Here is a 17962-nt window from a genome sequence, read left to right as displayed (position 1 = left end):
TTTTATTTTTCAATTTTCAATTATTCATTTACAACCAATGAAAAAGGCAACTTTTTTTGCAGCTCTCTTATTGTCTTCTGTGAGCGCTTTCGCTCAAAACTGGGGGCTCGACAAAGCTCACTCGAATCTAGGCTTCACCGTAACACACATGATGCTGGCCGAAGTAGACGGTAAATTCACCAACTTCGATGTTAAAATGAATTCATCGAAAGATGATTTTTCAGATGCACAAATCGATCTGACGGCTGATGTAAACAGCGTCAATACGAATCAGGATCGTCGGGATACGCACCTGAAAAGTCCTGATTTCTTCGATGCTGCTAAATATCCGACCCTGTCGTTCAAAAGCAAATCGATTAGCAAAGTATCGGGCAACAAATACAAGCTGGTAGGCGATCTGACCATGCATGGCGTAACCAAGCCTGTAACGCTGGATGCCGTTATCAACGGCCCCGTTACAAACCCACAGAACAAGCAAACCAAAGCTGGCTTTAAAGTAACGGGCGAAGTAAAACGCGCTGATTTCTCGCTGGGTACTGCACCTACGGCTGTTGTTAGTGACGAAATTGCTATCCGGGCAACGGGCGAGTTAGTGAAGCAACAATAATTGTACGCGATAGTGGATTCTACAAATCCCCGTTACTTATCTGGTGACGGGGATTTTTGTTTGGTAACTGGTCAGAGATCGCTAAAGAAATGCAGGGAAGTCATCCATAAAGGCAATCTCGGCAGTAGCGTGGTTGACGGAGCAGCAGTAATGAACTAATCCATTGGAAATGACCAGATAAGGAGCTCGATGGACGTGATTATAACGGGCAATCTGGTCGAAAACGGTTTGCGTCAGTGCAATATGGGGAGCCTTACATTCGACTAGTAAAAATGGATTGCCTTCCCGATCAAAAACAACGATATCGGTTCGTTTCTGAGTCTGGTTTAGGGTTAGCCCACCTTCGGTTCGGATCAGTGCTTTGGGATAGGCATAATGCGCCAAAAGCAGATTGATGACGTGCTGACGAACCCACTCTTCGGGCGACAAACGCACATACTTCCGGCGGATTAAGTCAAAAATATACGGTTTTCCTTCGACTTGCTTAGTTTTGCAATCAAAGGCTGGCAGGTTCAATGGGACCATACCACGAAGTTACGAAAGAGCGAAAGAGTGAATGAGCGAAAGAGTGATTCTTTTTAACATTCCTTTCGCTCGTACGCCAGCCCGACCACTCACTCTTTCGCCCTTTATAAATGAAAACAAAAGAAGAAATCGTTCAGAACTGGCTTCCCCGTTATACAGGAACCCCCATCGAACAGTTCGGAGAATATATTTTGCTGACCAATTTTATCAACTACGTTGACCTGTTTGCTAAAAAATTCGACGTTGAAATTTTTGGTATTGGTCGAGCTATGCAAACCGCAACGGCCAATAATATCACGATTATCAATTTTGGTATGGGTAGCGCAATGGCCGCTACGGTGATGGATTTGCTGTCGGCTGTAAATCCCAAAGCTGTCCTGTTTCTGGGTAAGTGCGGGGGCTTGAAAAAAACGCAGATAGGGGATTTGATTTTACCCATAGCCGCTATTCGGGGAGATGGTACCAGTAACGACTACATGCGACCTGAGATTCCGGCCCTGCCTTCATTCCGACTGCAGCGAGCCGTTTCGTCAACGATCAAGAAGTATGAACTGGATTACTGGACGGGCACGGTATACACTACAAATCGGCGCATCTGGGAACACGATGAGCAGTTTAAGGATTACCTGCGCGAAATCCGAACGATGGCCATTGATATGGAAACGGCAACGATTTTCACGGTCGGCTTTGTTAACTCCATTCCGCACGGAGCCTTATTGCTGGTTTCTGACAATCCGTTGGTTCCCGAAGGTGTAAAAACGGAAGAAAGCGATAAACGCGTGACAAGTCAGTTTGTGAACGTCCATCTGGAAATCGGTATCGACGCGCTGGTCGAACTCGAATCATCTGGCGATTCAGTTAAGCACTTGCGATTCGAATAATTAGAACGGTATACAATGCATAAGGGGCGAAAGAATGTAGTTATTATTCTTTCGCCCCTTATGCATTGTATACCGTTCTAATTACAATAGTCGCTGATGACTTTGTAGGAGGGATTGTAGCCTAATTCACCCGCTTTAGAGAGATCCAGACAACCACCGTTTTCATCGCCCAGGCTATGTTTGATAATTCCCCGGATGTAATACACCTCAGCGTATCGAGGATTCAGCTTAATGGCACTGTTGCAGTCCATAATAGCGGCCCGTTGGTCGCCTTGCGCCGATTTGATCAGCCCCCGGCTAAAATACGCTTCGGCATAAGTAGGACTGAGTTCAATGGCTTTGTTTAGGTCGATAATGGCCGATTTTTGATCCCCCTGTTTATTCTTGCTGATTCCCCGGCTAAAGTAAGCTTCGGATCGTTCGGCTCCCAGCTCATTAATTTTATTCCGCTCCTGAACAACATCCCGGAGCTTATCCAGCGTAGCACGATTGATACGGCCACTATAGACCAGTTTAGCATCCGTAACGTTGACATTGTTCATCTCAATAGCCTGGTTAAAGTCCAAAACGGCACCTTTCTGATCGCCGAGTTTGCTTTTGCAAAAGCCTCGTCCATAATAGGCCCGGTAGTTATCGGCTTTGAGCGCTATCGCTTTGTCATAATCGGGTAGTGCGCCTTTATAATCCTCCAGTTTACCTTTTGCATAACCCCGATAAAAGTAGGATTCCCCATCTTCCGGGCTAAGTTCAATGGCTTTATTCAGATCGGTTACGGCCCCGGTAAAGTCGGCAAGTTCCGTTTTTGAAATACCCCGACCCGCATAGGCTTGTGCCCGTTTTGGCGTCAGGTCAATTACCTTCGTAAAATCAGGTAAGCTACCCGCAAAGTCTTCCAGTTTTTGCTTTGTAATACCTCGCACGTAATAAGCCTGCGCATTACCAGGGTCAAGCTCAATCGTTTTGTTGAAATCGGTCAACGCTCCTCGGTACTGTTCGATCCGGCTACGGCTTAAGCCACGGTTATAATAGGCTTGCGGATCATCGGGGTTCAATTCGATGGATCGGCTAAAATCAAGTAAGGCGCCCCGGTGGTCGTCCTGTCGGCTTTTGCTAACCCCTCGGCTCAGGTAAGCCATGGCGTCTTTCCCATTGAGTTCGATGGCACGGTCGTAGTCCAATATAGCTCCCCGGTGATCTTTCAGGTTCGCTTTAGCAAGGCCCCGGTTGTAGTAGCTGGCCGAGTTTTCGGGATTCATGGTAATCGCCATGCTAAATGCCTGTAGAGCGCCCGTAAAATCGTTGGCCTTGCTTTTGGTAATGCCGCTTTCAAAGTAATCGACAGCGGTTTGCTGGGCAGTGGCAGAAAAGGTTAAGCTGGCGCAAAATGAGAGAGTAACCAGCGGCAGTAAATGTCGCTTCATATAAAGTAGATAAGAAGTTTTAGGTAAGTCAGTTTCGTAATGGGCTTATAAAATTAGCCGATTCTCGCTGTTTAGCCAAGTCTGACCAGTATTAAAAGTAAGGGAACGGTCCTACTTAATTATCTCCTTAACCTGTAGATATACAAAATGGCTTGTGACCTATATAGAAATCCTATTTAATAATGACATTATGGCATAATTGCGGGGCTTATTTGGGGTATTTCGGTCATAATGTCATTGTTAAATTGTTTATAGTGCTTTGGTACGTCGTTTGTCATAAGGTGTATGTGTTTGATCATGAAACTCAAATAAAACCAAATAAGAAAATGGCAACGTTAGTTCGATATAACAACTTCCCTACATTCGTTAACCCATTCTACAGCCGTCCGATCATCAATCGGTTTCAGAATACCACGCCCAATGTACCGGCTGTCAATGTGAAAGAAACCGAAACCGAATTTATTCTGGAACTGGCCGCTCCCGGTCTGAAGAAAGAAGATTTGAAAATAAATGTAGAGGCTAATAAACTGACGATTGGCTACCAATCGGAAGTGAAGAGCGAGGAAAATACTGAAAAATTCACCCGTCAGGAATTCGGATTTACGTCTTTTGAAAGAAGCTTCCGCCTGCCTAAAACGGTAAATGCCGATGCCATTAAGGCCGCCTATACCGATGGAATTCTGACGGTTGAATTGCCCAAAATTGAGGTGAAAGAAGAGAAGCAGGTAAAGGAAATTGCTATTGCCTAAACGAAGGACAGTAGCAAGGTGTACAAATAAGTGATTGTACTGTAATTCAATAGGAAAAGCCCACGCCGGTTGGTGTGGGCTTTTTTGTGTTGAATACGGACGTTAGGGCATGGAGATTTACCACCATACCTGACGTAAAAACGTGTCAAGTTTCTGCTCGTTCAGTTGACCGTTGGTTCGAACACCGCTACAGATATCAAGACCAAATGGCTGGACAGTTTCGAGAGCCTGACGAACATTATCGGCGTGTAGCCCTCCCGCCAGAAAGACAGGTACCCGCGATTGCTCGACAATTTTGCGACTTACCAGCCAGTTATGTACCCGACCAGTTCCGCCAAGTTCCTTGATGGCCAGATTTGGGTTGCCCGAATCGAGTAGCAGGGCATCGGCACCGTTTTCAACAGCTTGTAAAGCCTCCTCCAGGTTGTACTCGTCGATCACATGGATTACCTGTACGACTTTTACCGACGGTAAAGCCGCGTGAAGCTGAGCATAGGTATTGGCCGATACGGCATCGACAAGTTGGATCGTATTGGCCAATACCCGCTGTTGATGAGCAACAATGTCATCGACAGTCGTCTCGCTCGTTAGCATGAATGTGGCTACAGGCGGAGGCACTGTCCGGACAATTTCGGCGGCCAGTTCGTCCTGTACTACACCAGGGCCACTAGGCATTTTACCAACTAATCCCAGCGCATCAGCACCGAACCGAATGGCAAGTTGTGCTTCGTCGAGGCTGCTGATGCAGCAAATTTTTACGCGCGTACGGAACACAGATTCTATTATTTTAGGTTGACAAACTAAAGACCAGGCGACAAACATACGATTCGCCGTCCATAGTATGGTGCAACACTCTCCCAACGACACATTTGCCTCGCTCCGAATTGCCGAATTTCGCTACTTCGTGATGAACAGTTTTCTGATTACGGTCACGTTACTGATTCAGGAAGTGATTCTGGGGTATGAGCTGTACAAGATTACCCACGATCCACTCATGCTTGGGCTGGTCGGATTAGCCGAAGCGATACCGTTCATTATTTTGTCGCTTTTTGGGGGGCACCTGGCCGACCGACGTGATAAGAAAAGGATTCTGCAATGGAGTTTGCTGGTTATTATTCTGGGCTCGGTTATTCTGTACTTTGTTTTTCAGCCATCCGTTGTGGCCAAGCTCTCATCGACGGCGCGGTTAGCCACTATTTATGGCGTACTGATGCTAATCGGGACCGCAAAAGGGTTTTATTCTCCGGCCAGTTCATCGCTAAAACCTTTTCTGGTACCGCGTGAATTATACGCCAACTCTGCCACCTGGTATAGTTCGTTCTGGCAGGCTGGGGCCATTGTAGGGCCGGGCTTGGCTGGTTTTTTCTACAACTGGTTCGGCTTCGATAATACCCTGATCGTAATCATTGTCTTATTTGTTTTCTGCTTTCTGTTGCTTTCCCTGATCAAACGCAAGCCTGTGCCGGTGAGCAACGAGCCGATGTTAGGGCTGCGGGAGAGTTTGAAAGAAGGTTTTCGGTTTGTCTTTAAAACGCAGATTGTGCTGTATGCTATCTCGCTCGACCTGTTTTCGGTTCTGTTTGGTGGCGTTGTCGCTATTCTGCCCGTTTTTGCTGAAGATATTTTGCATGTAGGGGCCGAAGGGCTTGGTTTCTTACGGGCAGCACCTTCAGTTGGAGCCTTGCTGACAATGGCGTTTATGACCCGCTTTCCGCCGACGCAGAATGCCTGGCGAAATATGTTGCTGGCTGTATTAGGCTTTGGTGTGGCCACCATCATATTTGCCTTTTCAACCAATTTTTACCTATCGCTGATTATGTTGGCGCTAACGGGTGCTTTCGATAGTGTGAGCGTTGTAATCCGACAAACGATCCTACAGATTTTTCCGCCCGATCATATGCGCGGACGAGTTGCTGCAGTAAATGGCATCTTTGTTAGTTCGTCGAATGAAATCGGGGCGTTCGAATCGGGCTTGTTGGCCCGGTTGTTGGGTACAGTACCATCAGTAGCACTGGGGGGCGTTGTGACGTTAATTGTAGTGGCTTATGTATACGCCCGATCGAAGGAGTTATTTGCCGTGCGATTAAACTAAGCCCGGAAGAAAACAAACTTCCCAAAACAAAATACCCGTCGAGTCGATACGGATTGGCTAGTTTGTTTTGGGAAGTCTGATGGGTAGTTAATTTTGAGCGATCGGAGTAGAAAGATCACGGAGGAAAGAATTGACGTCTATCTGCTCATTGAGCAGTACACGCGAATTAAAGATTTCCCAGAAGAGTTCATCTGAGAGGTGGTATTCACGTTGCAGCCGAATCATATCGCGGATGCTATCCTTGAGTTGCCCTACCGGCGGTTGCATCGGCGAAGTTAGGGATTGGTTGTGTTTCATTGACCTGTGTTTTTAGTGCGCGTGATGATAAACAGGCCTGATTTTTAGATTGTTTTCTACGTATAGTACCTTAGTCGATGCCACGTTAGAAAAATTATATTATATATTGTACATGTGGTTTGTAGAGTAAATGCTGGCCCAATATGTTACAACAATTTTTTTTTAGTTTTTTTAATCCTGAATCCCCATTGATCTATGAAACAAGCGCTTACGTTAGTCGGAGTCTTTGTCGGTAGTGCTTTGCTACTGGCACTGATGCCCCCATCGGTGGCTCCCAAACCTATGAAACTGGTGAAAGTATGGGAGACTGACACAACATTACGTATTCCTGAATCGGTACTTTATGATGGCAAGAACACAATCTACGTCAGCAATATTGACGGTAAGCCTGATGGGTTGGATGGGAGCGGGTTTATTTCGAAAGTATCGCTCGATGGCAAGATTGAAAACCTGCACTGGACATCGGGACTGAATGCACCAAAGGGTATGGGTATCTATAAAAAGCGGCTTTACGTGACCGATATGTACCGGCTGGTGTGTATCAATACCGATAATGGCCAAGCCGAAAAGACATGGGATGGCGTTGGAAAAGACGCTTTTCTGAACGATGTAACCGTAGCCAGCGACGGAACTGTGTACGTTTCGGACAACCGCAATGACAAAATTTACCGCCTGAAAGATGATAAGCTGGACGTTTGGATGGAAGGTGAGCAATTGAACAAACCGAATGGGTTACTGGCCGTTGGAAAAGACAAGCTTATGATCGGCAGTACGAAAATCGGCGCGCTGCAGGTGGTGGATGTCGAAACAAAAACGATAACGAAAGTAGCGGATGGAATGGCCGCCACCGATGGCATTGTGCCAGAAGGAAAAGGGACCTTTTTTGTATCGGACTGGAACGGTCAGATCTTCCATGTGAATGCCGACGGCACAAAGGAGCAATTGCTGGATACTCGCAGCAATAAGATCAACTCAGCCGATATTGACTATGTGTCGAAGAAAAAACTGTTGATTGTTCCGACGTTTTACAAAAACAGTCTTGTGGCCTACCGAGTGGAATAACTAGAACAATGTAGTGGTGAAAGTAAGTATAGTCGTAGCTGTTCATCGACTGTACTTACTTTCATAACGGAGCTAATAATCGATGCCTTCTTCGTCCAGTAATGTTTTAATATTGAGGATACAGCCTTCCATTACAGGTATATCGTTGCTCCAGTCCGTAAAAATCCAGTCCTGATTGGGTTGAGCGATCATGACCCGGCGGTGTTTGCCCACAAAACGCGTTCAACACCAAGATCGAACAAACGCTGGTTTTTTTCGGCAACATAGTTGAATTCAATGCCATCGAACTCGGTCAAATCAATTTTGACATCGACTTCAACCACAATTTTAGGGGCAACGTCAAAATACTTAGTTGTGAGGGGCAAACGTACCCTTCTCAAAAATGGCTACATCGCAGGATAAATTATCGGTGAGGGCCAGATGAACACCAGCTTCGTTAGTAACGGGAATGTATTTTTTCTTATCCCGATTGAGCATAATATACGAATGAATCAACGATACTAAAATAGACTGTAAAGCACTGCTTCCCCTGATACTTTCAGGATTCAGATGGTTTTCCAGCACCTCTTTATAGCCCCGGTAATACAGGGGTCTTCCATTTAATACCTCGTAAATGAAGTACGATGGAATGGCCGAAGTAGCTGTAGTTTCCTGAGTTGCCAGCATCTTCGTATAGATTGGTTTATAGCAAGATAACGCTTTTTTAAGAAAGTAACCGAGTTATGGCTTCCTGTACGTTGCCAGCGCCAAAGCCATTCAGAGTCTGTTGCATCTGGTTAACAATAAGATCGTTCCCCAGGTTGCCAATGCTGCCTTCGTGGGTATGATGAAGCACGCGGGGTGGAACATAGGTATGCTCGGCTATTTCCTTCCCAACCGTTCGGTAGGCTTCGCGGAAGGGCACGCCCTGTAATACGAGTTCATTTACACGCTCTACACTGAAAAGCAGATCGTATTTCGGGTCGTCAAGCAAATTAGATTTTACTTGTAGGTGTTCGAGCATGAAATCGGTGATGTCGAGGCAGTCCAGAATCTCGTCGAACGCGGGCATCAGAATTTCTTTCAATAGTTGCATATCACGGTGATAGCCCGATGGTAAGTTGCTCATTACCAGTGTTATTTCCATCGGCAAAGCCTTTAGCCGATTGGTTTTGGCCCGTAGCAATTCCGCCACATCAGGGTTTTTCTTGTGTGGCATAATGCTTGAACCCGTCGTAAGCGCATCCGGCAGAACCAGAAACCCGAAATTCTGGCTGTTATACAGGCAAATATCCATCGCCATTCGAGATAGGGTTGCTGCTATAGCTGCCAATGCCGTAAGAGCCGTTTGTTCGGTTTTTCCCCGGCTCATCTGTGCGTACACTACGTTGACGTGCATGCCTTCGAAGCCCAATAACTCAGTGATCAGTGTCCGATTGAGGGGAAATGATGAGCCGTATCCTGCCCCTGAGCCCAGCGGATTCCGATTGGCAAGTCGATAGGCGGTTTGCAGCGTCAGCATATCGTCGGAGAGGGCCTCAGCGTAGGCGCCAAACCAAAGCCCAAACGACGAAGGCATGGCGATCTGAAGATGTGTGTACCCAGGTAATAGGTCGTCTTTGTGCTGTTCGGAACGGCTAATGAGTCGGTCGAATACGCGTTGAACCGCTTGAGCAACCTGCCAGAGTCGGTCGCGGGTAAAGAGCTTCAGATCGACGAGTACCTGATCGTTTCGGGAGCGTCCCGAGTGAATTTTTTTGCCCACATCGCCCAGCACGCGGGTCAGCATTAACTCAACCTGCGAATGGACATCTTCGATACCGTCTTCAATAACGAACTGCCCGGCTTCAATTTGACCGTAAATAGCTTTTAATTCGGTCTTTAGCTGTTTTAGCTCCTCCTGAGTAAGCAGATTGATGGTTTCGAGCATCTGCGCATGGGCGAGGTTGCCCAATACATCGAAAGGGGCCAGATACAGGTCCATTTCACGGTCGCGACCGACGGTGAAGCGTTCTATTTGTTCGGCAGTGGTAACGCCTTCTTTTTGCCAGAGTTTCAAAGTTTAAAGAGCGAAAGAGTGAATGAGTGAAAGAGCGATTGTTCCGGATGTCACTCATTTACTGGTTTGACAGTCCGGTCATTCGCTCTTTCACTCCTTAAATTGGGGCAAAGGTCGTAAAGAAAGTTGGGAGGGCAATTTTAAGAAGATGATTCAGAGCTTTGCTCTATCGAAAGTTCCTGTGCTTCTTTCTGTTTTAACACCTTCCCCAGCCACAAAAAGCCACAGGACGACACCAGAATAAGGCTGGCAGCCACTGGCCAATGGATCGAAAAGCCAGCCTGTGCAACCAGAAAGGAGCCAAAGATTGGGGCCGTTGTTTGGGCAAACGAGGCACCCATGCCATATAGCGCCAGGTATTGGCCGCGCGTAGCCGGATTCGATCGTTCTACAGTGAACGATTGAAGGAATGGGATAGACAGCATTTCGCCCAGCGTGGCAAACAGAATAAAAAGTAAAGCAATATGTATTCCTGACAGCAAGTTACTTGTTGGCAGAGCCAGCGCAAGATAGGCCAGAGCGGTTAAGATACTTCCCATAATAATTAGCGTGGTTTTGGGGCGTTTCTGTTGCTCCAGGCTGTATACCAGCGCCATTTCGAACAGCACAATCAGAATGCCATTCAGGGCCATCAGCCTGCCAATCAATTGTTCGTTCAATCCAAGGACTTCTTTGAAGAACAGAGGCACTATCGAAAACAATTGCATGAATACCATCAGATATAAAGCCGAACAGACCACAAATCCGATGAACAGCGTATCCCGGTAAGGACTTTGGTTCGTGGCTATTGGGTCTGATAAACCGGACATTATTGATTGTACTGCCTTCGCTTTCGGGCGGCTCGGAACGGGTAAATAGATCCATAGTACGATACTGGCTATCAGACAAGTAAACCCATCCACCCAAAACAGCAGGCTATAATCGATACTCGCCAGCCACCCCCCCAACGCACCCCCAACAGCCCAGCCAAGATTGATTGCCAGACGATTCAGCGAAAAAGCTCGTGTTCGGGTTTCTGGATTAGAGTAGTATGCAATGGCAGCCTGATTGGCGGGTCGGAATGAATCGCCGAATAGCGTAAACGTAAAGATACTCCCGCAGAGCAGGTAGAAATTGGTAACGAACTGAAGACCGATGAGCGCAAAGCCTCCAAACATAAGGCTGACTAATTGGATGTAATAAAACCCAAACCGATCGGTCAGCCGCCCTCCAATGAACGTACCAATGAAAGCCCCTGCGCCAAACAAAGCCATAATTATACCCGCGTCGGTAACGGAGTAATGCAAATGCTGGGTCAGGTACAGGGTCATGAAAGGTAGCACCATCGTACCACAGCGGTTGATCAGCATGACTATGGCCAGCAGCCAGACCGATGGCGATAGTCCCTGATAGGCCCGTTGATACAGATGAAGCGTCCGCTGAAGCATGCCTGCAAGTTACGATGAATCGTAAGCAGCGGGTGTTTGTTATTCAGGTAGTGGAAGAATAAGTTTACAAAAAACGAGCTATTCAGGAATGCGGCCGTCGTCGGGCACTGGGCTCTTCGCCTGGGACAACAAATATCTTCGGATCGGTGATTAACGGCCGGTGTTCTTCCAGAAAAGCCTTAAAAAGCCGAATCTCTTCCAGTTGCTTCTCAATCGGATGCGTTAATGCATAGCTTTCCACATGCACCTCCGTCCGGCCATCGGGTTCAAAAGCCGCAATCACATACTCCATCAGTTTAATACCCTTGCCTTTAAGCGCGTGGAGGTATAAATTCTGGTGATTGTGTACATACCGCCCCGGCTGATACGAAGCTGTTGTTTTCAAATCGACTGCTTTGAATTTGCCAATCAGATCAACATAGCCATAAAACAGCACATCTTCGATCTGCCATTGGCAATATACCTGCGTATCGACAATCGGGCGGGGGAGTAGCTTACGAACTTTTTTGAGAAGCTCCGGATCGAATCGGTCTTCGTCAGTGCCCTTTACTACGGCTTCCTCAAACGAAATGCCCCGTTCCTGAGCTGCTGTGGTTGGTGTTGGTACCCGATTGATAGCATCGATCAATTCCTGAGCCGACAGGCTCCCTCCACGCATATAGCGGGAAAACACATTCAGTAACGATGGGTAGAAGCGGTAGTTGATCATGACTTCTCAGGTTTACCGTTTACAAGGTCCGGTGGGCTGGGGCATACTGTAAAACCGTAAACGTTAGACTTAGTTTTTTACAACCAGCAATACCCCACCTACAATCAGGATGATGCCGAGCAGCCGCCAGACATTGGCCGGGTGGTGAGCGAACCCCAGCAGGCCATAGTGGTCGAGAATGATGGCGGCTGTTAACTGACCAGCTACGCTTAAACTAACCATGTTGGCTGTTCCAATTTTTTGTACGCTGACGATAACCGTGATCATGTAGATGGCTCCCATAACACCCCCTGTCCATTTCCACCAGCTAACCTGTCGGATGGTATCGAGGGGAGGAACAACGCCACCCGTTGACAAAAACATCAATACGAGGGCAATCAGCCCCGAACCAAATGAGATGACTGCCGCCAGAATCGGGTTGGCCATCGCCTGTCGTAAGTTTGCATTAACCCCTGCCTGAACGGTGATGGCCAGGCCAACGATGAACGCAAAAACCAGATAGATGTAATTCATGATACAAAGGTAGCCAATGGGCAACCGTCACGTTAGTGGTTACATGTTTTTTCGTTGGAGTGAACGTTTTGAAGTGAATGGTACATTTTGTAGCTTGCTTCACCATTCCCGACCTAAACAGCCTTCACTCAATGTTCATCATTACTCATTACCCATTAGCTGTTGTTGTTTGTTTTGTAACAATGCTTTGCTGGGGGTCCTGGGCTAATACGCAAAAGCTTACTACCCAGTCTGTACCTACCACCATCTTCTACCGCGACTATACCTATGGTATTTTACTGCTAAGTCTGCTGCTGGCGTTTACATTTGGCAGTTTCGGTGAGGCAGGGCGTCCGTTTATTACTGATCTAAAACAGGGTGATACGCAAAACCTGATTTATGCACTGATCGGTGGGTTCGTGTTCAATATTGCCAACATTCTGATTGTGGTTGGTATCGAACTGGCCGGTTTGTCGGTCGCCATGCCGGTTGGTATTGGCCTGGCGCTGATTCTGGGGGTTATCGTCAATTATATTCAGTCGCCGGTAGGCAATGTTGGGCTACTGTCGGGAGGGGTTTTCTCCATATTTCTGGCTATTGTGTTCAGTGCTATGGCCTACCGATCGAAGAGCCGTACCGATGCATCGGTCAGCACACAGGGGTTGATTAGCTCACTGGCAGGTGGGTTTCTGATGAGTTTCTTCTTCTATTTTGTGGTCAAATCCATGACTGCCGATTTCGTCAATCCGTCGCCGGGCTTGCTCACGCCCTACACCGCTTTGGTGCTATTTGCAGTTGGGGTTGTTGTTAGCACGCCCATTTTTCTGCCTGTCCTGCGCCGATTCGCGAGTAAACCGGCTGACGGGGAAATACTATACAGTGATGTAAGTCGTCGGAATCATCAGATCGGTATTCTGGGGGGATGGTCTGGTGTCTGGGCATGGCATCGAGTTTGCTGGCTTCAGGCGCGGCTGGCTATGCGATCAGCTACGGACTAGGGCAGGGTGCTACGATTATTGCCGTGCTCTGGGGCGTATTTATCTGGCACGAATTTCGGGGTGCTCCGTCAACCTCCAATCGATACCTGATGCTGATGGGATTATGCTATGTATTAGGGCTCGTCCTGATCATTTCGGCCAAGTAATCAGGTTCGATTAAATTGAACCGACAGGACGCGAAGTCGCGAAGAATTATAAGATTACTCTTCGCGACTTCGCGCCCTGGCGATGTTTACTGAAGTTCATCCTGCATAATCTGGCCTTCACACCTGTAGGGTGGTGGTTCATCACAAAAGTCATTAGTCTTAGCGGCAAGTACCTAGTTTTGATTGTATTAGGCTGATTGCCTGGTTAAGATTGCAGGCGAAATCGCTTGCTCCACTGACTAAACTAACCTTGCCCGATGAAAACGTTCTATCAGACTGGGTGGCTACGGTATTCGGTAGCCCTGCTGTCGTTTCTATTTATTTTTTCGCCGGTTTACAGCCAGAAACCCCTCGCTACGATTCTTGCCGAAGGGCAAAAAGTGTACATGGCTACCTGCAATAGCTGTCACAAGGCCGACGCGGGCGTAGGGGCTCCAGGCTATCTGGTACTGGCACAAATGCCGCCACGAGCCATCGTCGCGGCTTTGGAAACGGGTAAAATGCGTGTACAGGCTAAAGACCTCACCGACGAACAGCGGAAAGCTGTAGCGCATTGGCTTACGGGTAAGGCTATTAAGGAAACGGCCATGCCGCAGGAAGCCTACACACAGTTTTCAATACCTGCCGATGCGAAAGGGGTAGTGCGTCATTCGGGTTGGGGAGGGAATCTGGAAGGAACCGGATACCGATCGGCCGAACAGGCTGGTATATCGGCAACGAGTGTCGGTCAGTTGAAACTCAAATGGGCATTTGCCTTCCCCGAAGCTAATCAGGTACGCAGCAAACCTGCCATTGTGGGCGATTGGCTGATTATTGGCAGTCAGTTTGGCGAAGTGTATTGCCTGAATAAACAGACAGGTAAAATAGGCTGGCGATTTCTGGCAAAAAGCGCAGTCCGGGGTGCAATTTCGGTCGTACAAACCGGAAAAAGCATACAGGCCTTTTTCTGCGATAACAACACCAATGTGTATGCCCTCGATGTAAAAACCGGCAAACTGATCTGGGAAAGTAAAGCAGGAGAGCATCCACAATCGGGAAATACGGGCTCCGTGGCGGTGTACGACAACCTGGTTTATGTGCCAATCACCTCTATCGAAGTAGCTTCGGTATTAGACCCTACGTATCCCTGTTGTTCATCGTCGGGTGAAATCGTCGCGATGAATACCCGGTCGGGAAAGATTGTCTGGCGGCATCGGGTCATTACCGAACCGGCGAAGGAAGTTGGGAAAAAGAAAAACGGAGCCCCCTTTTATGGCCCATCGGGTGCAATCGTCTGGTGTAGCCCCACTGTTGATGCCCAACGAGGATTGCTTTATTTCGGGACTGGCGAGAACTATACGGCCCCTGCTACTACGACCAGCGACGCCATTCAGGCACTGGATCTGAAAACCGGAAAACTGGCCTGGACATTTCAGGCGACGCAGGGTGATACCTGGAATCTGGCCTGTCCGGGAAATCCGAACTGCCCTGAAAAGATTGGCCCCGACTTCGATTTTGGTATGGCGCCAATTCTGGTCAAACAACCATCGGGCGATGATCTGCTGGTGGTTGGGCAAAAAGCGGGTTTTGTATACGGTCTATCACCCGAAACGGGTAAATTGGTCTGGCAAACCCGCATCGGTCGGGGAGGGGCGCTGGGTGGTATTCACTGGGGCATGGCAACCGACGGCAAGCTGGTTTATGCCGCCAATGCCGATAATAAATACGGGATCAATCCTAAAGTTGATTCGCTTGTAGAACCCGCGCCTGGCATCTTTGCCCTCGATGCTGCGAAGGGTAGTATAGTCTGGAAAGCAGCCGCGCCATCGTGCGAAGGGAAAGCAGGTTGCCTTGAAGCGAACTCGGCTGCCCCAACGGTCATTCCGGGCGTCGTATTTGCTGGTGCATTGGATGGGCATATTCGGGCCTACTCCACCGTCGATGGAAAGATTTTGTGGGATTATGATACAGGTCATAGTTACCAGACTGTTAACGGTGTAGACGGTAAAGGGGGATCGCTTGACGGAGCTGCCCCCGTTGTAGCGGATGGTATGCTGTTTGTTAACTCAGGCTATGGACAGTTTGGGGAAATGCCCGGAAATGTGCTGCTGGCTTTTGGTGTAGAGAACTAATCGAATAGAACCCAGATCAGTATGATTGCTCCCAGATCTTAATCGATCATACGAATCATACGAATCTGTGTTCAGTGGAGCGTGTTTTCGATTATTTTTCGGGAAATTACTATTTCTCTATGAAAACAGGCCACTACCTGATCGGTTGGTTAGCACTCATTGTTCTAAGTGTATCGGCTTGCAAAGAAGATAAGCCCGCTCGCCCGAATATCCTGTTCATTCTGGCCGATGACTGGAGTTACCCTTATGCCGGTATGTATGGCGATCATACGATCAAAACGCCAAATCTCGACAAACTGGCGCAGCATGGAACGGTCTTCACCAATGCGTACTGTGCCTCACCTTCCTGTACGCCATCGCGGGCGGCCATGCTGACAGGTCGTTACCCACACAATCTGGGAGAAGGGGTCAATCTTTGTGGGCGGCTCGACTACAGTGTTCCCACCTATGTGCAACTCCTGAAAAAAGAGGGCTATGCGGTGGCCTTTGATCGGAAAGGATGGGCACCCGGCGATTTTCTGAAGATGGGCTACAAGCAGAATCCAGCGGGTGATTCGGCTAAGCTAGGCTTTGGCCCGTTTCTCGATCAGTTGCCGAAGGATCAGCCGTTCTTTTTCTGGTTCGGCACGAACGATCCTCATCGTCCGTTCGATTTGGGAAATGGGAAAAAAGCCGGTATTGACCCGCTGAAAATTCATTTACCGAAGTTTCTGCCCGACGTGCCGGAGGTCAGAGGTGACGTGGCCGATTATCTGTCGGAAGTGGAGCGGCTCGATCAGGAAATTGGTGATTTGCTCAAGAAACTGGAAGCATCGGGTGAACTGGCTAATACCATTATTGTGGTGGCGTCGGACAATGGGATGCCTTTCCCGCACGCCAAGGCGAATCTGTATGACTATGGTACCCGTGTGCCGCTACTGATCAGCCGGTTTTCGGACAATGAAACACAACCCAAACGAAACGATTCCTTTGTCAATCTGATCGACCTGATGCCTACTTTTCTGGATTGGGTTGGCGTGAAGGAACGGCCTAAAGTTGACGGGAAAAGCCTCGTTCCGGTGCTGACCGGACAAACTACGACTCACCGATCGGAAGTATTTCTGGAGCGTGAACGGCACTGCCTGTGTCGGGCCGAAATGGACGCTGGTGCGGGTTATCCCATGCGGGCCATTCGAACCGCCGATTACCTGTATATCCGAAATTTTCGGCCTAACCGTATGCCAGCCGGCGACGAAAGCATTCCAAATACGCCCTCCGTATTTGGCGATGTGGATGGTGGGCCTACCAAAGTGTACATGATGGATTACCGGAACGATGCAGCCGTAAAATCGCTGTTTGCGTTAGGTTTTGCCAAACGACCTGCCGAAGAGTTATACGTACTCAAAGACGACCCCTATAATCTGAATAACCGGGCCAATGATGCTCAGCTTGCCAGCGTAAAGAAAGATTTACAAGGGCGCCTGGAGCGTTGGATGAAAGATGAACATGACCCACGACTCGATGGGGGCGGTGACCAGATCGATCGGTATGAATCGACAACCCATGCCTGGATCACGCGGACGGGTATCATTTTTTGGGATAAATAGCTGAAACGCTCAGATTAGCATTTTTTAATGTCGGGTTGCAACGCAAAGGCGAATTTGGTTGTATAGATTTGCAACGAATGCCAGCCTAAAGCAAGAATCGATGACTGAAAGGCTGATTGGCAAACGTTGTGACACGTTCGACTTTTATTAAATCAATTTATTATGCGTAAGCTTTTCATACTTGTTCTTCTTCAGATTGCTTATACTGCTCATGCCCAAACAGCAACAGCATTGTTGCCATCCAAACCTGCCCGACCGTTTAAAGTACTTGCTTCAGTAGGCTACGCGTCGCCCGTGGATTTGTCGGGGAATAAGTCACTTGGTAAAGCCGGGTTTGTGTACAGTCTTGAGCCACAGTATGAAATTGCCAAAAACGTGGATTTAGGCGCCCGAATCGAGCAGGCATTTATTCAACGTCCTGAGTACATTGATAAAACCTATTATAAGTCAGCGCTGGCCAAATTTACCTTGTCGCTTGTTGCCACGGCCAACTACACATTCAATGTATCGGGTTCGCTTAAACCGTATATTGGTACGGGTATTGGTCTGTATTATGTTCAATCCAGCAATCCTACGTATACCATAGGTACTACCATCGCTACGTATCCACTGCCTACCACCATCAATCTGGGAGGTATTGCCCGTTTAGGGGTTAAGTTTGGTATTGCCCATCTGGAAGGGGCCTATGATTTTATTGGAGATACCAGTGTTCGAAACACCTCAACAGGCCTTACACTCACAGGTAGTAATTCCTATTATACCATCAAGGCAGGTTTGCGTTTTGGTGGCCGATAAAAAGTAGTACCGCGGGCAATGTCCGC

Annotated in this window: 18 protein-coding genes and 1 pseudogene; 9 read left to right on the top strand and 10 right to left on the bottom strand. The window is 48.0% G+C overall.

Annotation, left to right across the window (positions count from 1 at the left end):
- The first annotated feature begins 37 nt into the window (after positions 1-37).
- Complete coding sequence (locus B5M13_RS27020) at positions 38-607, top strand: YceI family protein (RefSeq protein ID WP_080058633.1); 570 nt, start codon at positions 38-40, stop codon at positions 605-607.
- Between the two features lie 81 nt (positions 608-688).
- On the opposite strand, the gene B5M13_RS27015 is transcribed toward B5M13_RS27020, so the two are convergent.
- The gene (locus B5M13_RS27015; RefSeq protein WP_080058632.1) at positions 689-1132 is read right to left on the bottom strand and encodes a type I restriction enzyme HsdR N-terminal domain-containing protein; all 444 of its coding nucleotides are present in this window, start codon (positions 1130-1132) and stop codon (positions 689-691) included.
- Between the two features lie 110 nt (positions 1133-1242).
- On the opposite strand from B5M13_RS27015, the gene B5M13_RS27010 reads away from it, so the two are divergent.
- On the top strand, positions 1243-2013 hold the full coding sequence (locus B5M13_RS27010; RefSeq protein WP_080058631.1) for an AMP nucleosidase: 771 nt from the start codon (positions 1243-1245) through the stop codon (positions 2011-2013).
- A 77-nt stretch (positions 2014-2090) separates the two neighbouring features.
- Here the strand turns inward: B5M13_RS27010 and B5M13_RS27005 are convergent, their stop codons facing one another.
- Positions 2091-3434, bottom strand: a complete 1344-nt coding sequence (locus B5M13_RS27005; RefSeq protein ID WP_080058630.1) for a tetratricopeptide repeat protein — start codon at positions 3432-3434, stop codon at positions 2091-2093.
- A 326-nt stretch (positions 3435-3760) separates the two neighbouring features.
- Between B5M13_RS27005 and B5M13_RS27000 the strand changes: the two genes are divergently transcribed.
- A complete protein-coding gene (locus tag B5M13_RS27000; RefSeq protein ID WP_080058629.1) occupies positions 3761-4183 on the top strand; it encodes an Hsp20/alpha crystallin family protein in 423 nt (140 codons plus the stop codon).
- A gap of 117 nt (positions 4184-4300) precedes the next feature.
- On the opposite strand, the gene B5M13_RS26995 is transcribed toward B5M13_RS27000, so the two are convergent.
- The gene (locus B5M13_RS26995) at positions 4301-4957 is read right to left on the bottom strand and encodes a phosphoribosylanthranilate isomerase (RefSeq protein ID WP_449448525.1); all 657 of its coding nucleotides are present in this window, start codon (positions 4955-4957) and stop codon (positions 4301-4303) included.
- Between the two features lie 67 nt (positions 4958-5024).
- Here B5M13_RS26995 and B5M13_RS26990 point away from each other — a divergent pair, with 67 nt between their 5' ends.
- Positions 5025-6275: an MFS transporter gene (locus B5M13_RS26990; protein WP_080058627.1), complete on the top strand. Its 1251-nt coding sequence runs from the start codon at positions 5025-5027 to the stop codon at positions 6273-6275.
- 87 nt (positions 6276-6362) lie between these two features.
- On the opposite strand, the gene B5M13_RS26985 is transcribed toward B5M13_RS26990, so the two are convergent.
- A complete protein-coding gene (locus B5M13_RS26985; RefSeq protein ID WP_080058626.1) occupies positions 6363-6572 on the bottom strand; it encodes a hypothetical protein in 210 nt (69 codons plus the stop codon).
- 195 nt (positions 6573-6767) lie between these two features.
- Between B5M13_RS26985 and B5M13_RS26980 the strand changes: the two genes are divergently transcribed.
- Complete coding sequence (locus B5M13_RS26980) at positions 6768-7634, top strand: SMP-30/gluconolactonase/LRE family protein (protein ID WP_080058625.1); 867 nt, start codon at positions 6768-6770, stop codon at positions 7632-7634.
- A gap of 188 nt (positions 7635-7822) precedes the next feature.
- On the opposite strand, the gene B5M13_RS34285 is transcribed toward B5M13_RS26980, so the two are convergent.
- The 6 genes from B5M13_RS34285 to B5M13_RS26955 all read right to left on the bottom strand — a co-directional run bounded on the left by B5M13_RS34285 (position 7823) and on the right by B5M13_RS26955 (position 12321).
- The gene (locus B5M13_RS34285) at positions 7823-7999 is read right to left on the bottom strand and encodes a hypothetical protein (RefSeq protein WP_245859512.1); all 177 of its coding nucleotides are present in this window, start codon (positions 7997-7999) and stop codon (positions 7823-7825) included.
- Positions 7983-8300 carry a hypothetical protein gene (locus B5M13_RS34280; protein ID WP_245859510.1) on the bottom strand — a complete coding sequence of 106 codons (318 nt, stop codon included), beginning with the start codon at positions 8298-8300 and terminating at the stop codon, positions 7983-7985. Before B5M13_RS34280 ends, B5M13_RS34285 begins: the two co-directional genes overlap by 17 nt.
- Positions 8301-8337: 37 nt before the next feature.
- Positions 8338-9672 (bottom strand): argininosuccinate lyase, encoded by a 1335-nt coding sequence (gene argH / locus B5M13_RS26970; protein WP_080058624.1) that lies wholly within the window; start codon positions 9670-9672, stop codon positions 8338-8340.
- A gap of 140 nt (positions 9673-9812) precedes the next feature.
- A complete protein-coding gene (locus tag B5M13_RS26965) occupies positions 9813-11099 on the bottom strand; it encodes an MDR family MFS transporter (RefSeq protein WP_080058623.1) in 1287 nt (428 codons plus the stop codon).
- Between the two features lie 82 nt (positions 11100-11181).
- Complete coding sequence (locus B5M13_RS26960; protein WP_080058622.1) at positions 11182-11808, bottom strand: PD-(D/E)XK nuclease family protein; 627 nt, start codon at positions 11806-11808, stop codon at positions 11182-11184.
- A 69-nt stretch (positions 11809-11877) separates the two neighbouring features.
- Positions 11878-12321: a DMT family transporter gene (locus B5M13_RS26955; protein WP_080060097.1), complete on the bottom strand. Its 444-nt coding sequence runs from the start codon at positions 12319-12321 to the stop codon at positions 11878-11880.
- Between the two features lie 131 nt (positions 12322-12452).
- On the opposite strand from B5M13_RS26955, the pseudogene B5M13_RS26950 reads away from it, so the two are divergent.
- The 4 genes and pseudogenes from B5M13_RS26950 to B5M13_RS26935 all read left to right on the top strand — a co-directional run bounded on the left by B5M13_RS26950 (position 12453) and on the right by B5M13_RS26935 (position 17936).
- Positions 12453-13444 (top strand): annotated as a pseudogene (locus B5M13_RS26950) (GRP family sugar transporter).
- Between the two features lie 257 nt (positions 13445-13701).
- Positions 13702-15555: an outer membrane protein assembly factor BamB family protein gene (locus B5M13_RS26945; RefSeq protein WP_080058621.1), complete on the top strand. Its 1854-nt coding sequence runs from the start codon at positions 13702-13704 to the stop codon at positions 15553-15555.
- A gap of 119 nt (positions 15556-15674) precedes the next feature.
- Positions 15675-17141 carry a sulfatase family protein gene (locus tag B5M13_RS26940; protein ID WP_080060096.1) on the top strand — a complete coding sequence of 489 codons (1467 nt, stop codon included), beginning with the start codon at positions 15675-15677 and terminating at the stop codon, positions 17139-17141.
- A gap of 162 nt (positions 17142-17303) precedes the next feature.
- Positions 17304-17936, top strand: a complete 633-nt coding sequence (locus B5M13_RS26935) for a hypothetical protein (RefSeq protein ID WP_080058620.1) — start codon at positions 17304-17306, stop codon at positions 17934-17936.
- Positions 17937-17962 lie beyond the last annotated feature (26 nt).

The organism is Spirosoma aerolatum (assembly GCF_002056795.1).
GTDB lineage: Bacteria > Bacteroidota > Bacteroidia > Cytophagales > Spirosomataceae > Spirosoma > Spirosoma aerolatum.
This window is presented reverse-complemented; position numbering and strand designations above follow the sequence as displayed.